Source organism: Pseudomonas sp. SST3 (genome assembly GCF_003325755.1).
Genome location: NZ_QORI02000126.1, coordinates 1 through 4,201 on the forward strand (window position 1 = coordinate 1; position 4,201 = coordinate 4,201).

Annotated in this window: 3 protein-coding genes, 1 tRNA gene and 2 pseudogenes; 5 read left to right on the forward strand and 1 reads right to left on the reverse strand. The window is 58.2% G+C overall.

What is annotated here, in order from left to right; all coding sequences use genetic code 11:
- A pseudogene (locus DQ405_RS24905) lies at positions 1-356 on the reverse strand (NAD(P)/FAD-dependent oxidoreductase); the annotation flags it as partial.
- A 185-nt stretch (positions 357-541) separates the two neighbouring features.
- On the opposite strand from DQ405_RS24905, the gene DQ405_RS24910 reads away from it, so the two are divergent.
- The 5 genes and pseudogenes from DQ405_RS24910 to DQ405_RS24930 all read left to right on the forward strand — a co-directional run bounded on the left by DQ405_RS24910 (position 542) and on the right by DQ405_RS24930 (position 4,102).
- Positions 542-617 (forward strand) — tRNA-Val (locus DQ405_RS24910).
- A 626-nt stretch (positions 618-1,243) separates the two neighbouring features.
- Positions 1,244-1,960 carry a DUF969 domain-containing protein gene (locus DQ405_RS24915; RefSeq protein WP_014719143.1) on the forward strand — a complete coding sequence of 239 codons (717 nt, stop codon included), beginning with the start codon at positions 1,244-1,246 and terminating at the stop codon, positions 1,958-1,960.
- On the forward strand, positions 1,957-2,907 hold the full coding sequence (locus DQ405_RS24920; protein ID WP_168426399.1) for a DUF979 domain-containing protein: 951 nt from the start codon (positions 1,957-1,959) through the stop codon (positions 2,905-2,907). Before DQ405_RS24915 ends, DQ405_RS24920 begins: the two co-directional genes overlap by 4 nt.
- A gap of 7 nt (positions 2,908-2,914) precedes the next feature.
- Positions 2,915-3,546, forward strand: a pseudogene (gene pcp, locus DQ405_RS24925) (pyroglutamyl-peptidase I).
- 64 nt (positions 3,547-3,610) lie between these two features.
- Positions 3,611-4,102, forward strand: a complete 492-nt coding sequence (locus DQ405_RS24930) for an anti-virulence regulator CigR family protein (RefSeq protein ID WP_014719140.1) — start codon at positions 3,611-3,613, stop codon at positions 4,100-4,102.
- Positions 4,103-4,201 lie beyond the last annotated feature (99 nt).

Consider the following 4,201-nt stretch of genomic DNA (forward strand, 5'->3'; position numbering starts at 1 on the left):
GGATCTGGTACTTGGCCACGCGCTCACGGATGATCCTGCCGCCTTCAAACGCCATCTGCCCCAACAACTGCGCCTGCTGAGGCCCGACGCTGCGCTCGATCACGTCGATATCGCGGCTGTAACTATTGACGATCTGCCCACCGTTGCGACCCGAGGCACCAAAACCGACCTTGGCGGCTTCCAGCACCGTAACGCGAAAGCCGTTCTCCAGCAGAAAACAGCGCACTGGAAAGCCCGGTATAGCCGGCCCCGATCACGCACACATCGGTCTCGACCTCACCTTGCAACACAGGACGGGGCGGAACTGCATTCGCAGAAGCGGCGTAATACGACTGGGGGTAGGGGGTGTTCGCCATCCTGGAACCTCTGTTTTTATATTTTTTACGAGTGCGCCGATCCTACCTGAGTTGAAAATTGCCTGCCAGCCACCCGAAAATCACGGGTGTACCCGGCGCAAATAAAAAATTCGCATATTCATAGGGTTAGCTGCAAAAAAGATGTTGACACCCCTCCGGAATTCCGTAGAATGCCGCCTCACAGCAGGCACGTAGCTCAGTTGGTTAGAGCACCACCTTGACATGGTGGGGTCGTTGGTTCGAGTCCAATCGCGCCTACCAAACAAAATCCGCTCTGCTGGGCGGTCTAGAAGGGCTCACCGAAAGGTGGGCCCTTTTTTGTTGCCTGAAATTTGGGCAAAGGAAAGTCAAGAGGCCGGGCGGCGTCCTTTCAGGGCTTGTATGTCCAATCAGGCGAAAAGCGTCGCCACCGCCAGCAGGCAAATTACCTGGGCGAACAGCTGGCAGCGTATTTCGCCAAGCGTGGTCGCCATATTACTCATTTGTCCGGCATACATAGCGGGAACCCCTCATTGTCGGCATGACGCCGTGAATGAACTGCAAGTACACACAGCTGCATCGTGGAGTATAGGTGCTGATCAGGAATTTTCCCTGCCGACGCCATAGCGAGTTTCATCCTCACGTCTTTTCCAAAAAAACTGCGCTGAATCTCTCCATGGTGCCGTACCCCTGATGCCATCCCCCCACAAAAATTATTGGTTTGCAGCAACAATTTTTTCTTGTTGGACACCCCCGTCCCCAGGCAGCAAAGTTGCCGCCACTGACGCTCGACCTTCCAGGTCAACAATAAAAAACCGAGCCGATTGCACGCCATTTTCATGCTGTGAGCCCTTTGCCCACATCCTGCTGTAATGGCGCCGCAGCGCGCACTAAAGGACCTCTTCGCCATGCAAACTGTTGTGAACTTATGGCCGTTGATCGGCGTACTTGTCATCGTGGTCGGCTTTGTATTGCGCTTCAATCCGCTGTTGGTGGTCACCGCGGCCGCCATCGCCACCGGGCTTGCCGCCCAGTTCCCGCTGGAAAAAATTCTCGCCACCATGGGCGATGGCTTCCTTCAGACCCGTGCCTTGCAACTGATTCTGTTATTGCCGCTGGCGGTGATTGGCCTGCTGGAACGCCATGGCCTGCGCCTGCATGCGCAGAACTGGATTGCACGCTTCGAACGCGCCACGGTCGGGCGCTTGCTGATCATTTATCTGTTTGTGCGTGAGTCCACGGCTGCCATGGGGTTGACGAGCCTGGGTGGACATCCGCAGATGGTGCGGCCGCTGCTGGCGCCGATGGCCGAGGGCGCCGCAGAAAAACGTTATGGCAAGCTGCCTGACAAGCTACGCCACAAGGTACTGGCCATGTGCGCTGCCACCGACAACGTCGGGTTGTTCTTTGGTGAGGACATCTTCGTGGCCTTTGGTGCGATTGCGTTGATGCACACCTTCCTGCTTGGCTCGGGGATTGATGTGGAGCCGCTGCACATTGCGGTGTGGGGCATCCCGACGGCGATCTGCGCCTTCATCATTCACGCTATCCGGTTGCATCGTTTCGACCGGCGCTTGACCCGCGAAATGAGCTCGGCCACCGCTCCAGTGGAGGCTGCTCAATGATTATTTCCATTCAATACCTGTACTGGCTGGCGGGCGTGCTGTTGCTGATCACCGCCGGCATGATCCTGCTCGACCGTTCCCACCCCAAGCGCTGGTCCAGTGCACTGTTCTGGTTGTTGTTCGCCGTACCGTTCCTTATAGGCGAGCGCCTGCCCTCGGTGGTCATCGGAGTGGGTGTGGTGGTGATGGCATTGATTGCGGGCTTGGGCGGCGTTGGTCGTGGCCGCCATGCCCAATTGCACGACAAGGCGTCTCGCGCCAGTGCCGGGCGCCTGGGCCACAAATTGTTCATCCCGGCGTTGGCGATTCCGCTGACCACGGTGATTGGCTCAGTGTTGCTCAAACACACCGAAATCGGTGGTGTACCGCTGCTGGACCCGAAGAACACGACCTTCGTCTCCCTGGGCATCGGTTGCCTGATCGCCCTTGGCCTGGCCTGCTGGCTGACCCGGGATACGCCGGTACAAGCGTTACGCGAATCCCGTCGCCTGACCGAAGCCCTGGGCTGGGCCATGGTGCTTCCGCAAATGCTGGCGATGCTCGGGCTGTTGTTCAATGAGGCCGGGGTGGGCACGGCGGTCGCTCATGTCACCACCACCTACATCAACCTGGACTACAAGTTGGTGGCGGTGATGGTCTATGTGTTGGGCATGGCCTTGTTTACCGTGATCATGGGCAATGGTTTTGCGGCCTTTCCGGTGATGACCGGTGGCGTCGGCGTGCCGGTGCTGGTGGGGATTTACGGCGGCAACCCTGCGGTGATGGCGGCGATTGGTATGTTCTCTGGCTATTGCGGTACGTTGATGACGCCGATGGCGGCCAACTTCAATATCGTCCCGGCGGCGCTACTGGAGCTGCCGGATAAAAATGCGGTGATCAAAGCCCAACTACCCACGGCGCTGATGATGCTGGTGGTCAATATCGTGCTGCTCTATCTGTTGATGTGAGGCCATTGTGCAAAACGTATTGCTGACGGGCTTCGAGCCCTTTGATAAGGCGGCGGTAAACCCTTCTTGGGAGGCCGTGCGCCAGTTGGACGGTGTGCAGTTGTGCGAGGGGGTGCAAATGGTTTCGCGTTGCTTGCCCTGCGCATTTGCCACCGCCGCCGAGACCTTGCTGCAGTTGATCAATGAACTGCGGCCGGCAATGGTCATCGCCACGGGCCTGGGGCCTGGGCGCAGTGATATTTCCATCGAGCGCGTTGCGATCAACGTTAACGATGCGCGTATTCCCGACAATCTGGGGGCGCAGCCGATTGATATCGCGGTAGTGGATGGCGGCCCGGCGGCGTACTTCTCGACGTTGCCGATCAAGGGCATGGTCAAGGCGGTGCGTGAGGCGGGTATTGCGGCCTCGGTATCGCAGACGGCGGGGACGTTTGTGTGCAACCAGGTGTTTTTATCGTTTGCAGCACGCCTTGGTGGGGACTGGGGTGCGCAGTGGGTTTTATTCACGTTCCCGGCTTGCCCGGATCGAGCGAGCCGTCGATGGTGCTATCGACAACCGTGGAAGGGCTGCGGGTTGCGGCGCTGGCAGCCTGGCAAACCCAGGCGGATGTCGTCCTTGCCGGTGGCCAGATCAGCTGACAGCTGTACGCTGTGTTGCAATTTCAACTACAGTTCCAGCACACCCTTGCCTCGGAAAGTCGCCATGTTAAAGCGTACGAAACTTGTATCGGCTGCGTTGTCGCTTGCACTGTCCGTCACCAGTGGCCTTGCCCTTGCAGATCCAGGTAATGGCAAAGGCCAAGGCAATAACAAGGGTGACGCCTATGGTGGGCAGGACAACGGCAAAGGTCACGGTAATAACAAAGGTAATGCCCAGGGCGGGCCGGGTAAGGCCAAAGACAAGGGCGGCCAATCCAGGAACGACTTCAGCGTTGATCGCGGTCTTGTACTGAACGTGCTGGGCGGTCACCGCGATTATTGGCGCCCAGGGCCAGCCTTACCGCCTGGCATTCAGAAAAACCTGGCACGCGGCAAGCCCCTGCCGCCTGGTATTGCCAAGAAGCTGGACGGCCGCTTGCTGGGGCAGTTGCCTCGTTATGATGGTTACGAATGGCAGCAAGCGGGAACCGACTTGATATTGGTGGCCATTGCGACCGGTATCATCTACGAAGTTCTGAACGGTGCGTTTGATTGAGGTGCAGCGCCCTCAGGCTTCACGGCCGGGGAAAAACAACTCAAAACAGGTCACGCCATCTTCACTGCTTACACGGTACCGCCCGTTATGCAGTTGCAT

Excerpts from the sequence above, each read along its gene's own strand:
- DQ405_RS24915 (WP_014719143.1), top strand. The coding sequence starts at position 1,244 with ATGCAAACTGTTGTGAACTTATGGCCGTTGATCGGCGTACTTGTCATC.
- DQ405_RS24920 (WP_168426399.1), top strand. The coding sequence starts at position 1,957 with ATGATTATTTCCATTCAATACCTGTACTGGCTGGCGGGCGTGCTGTTG.
- DQ405_RS24930 (WP_014719140.1), top strand. The coding sequence starts at position 3,611 with ATGTTAAAGCGTACGAAACTTGTATCGGCTGCGTTGTCGCTTGCACTG.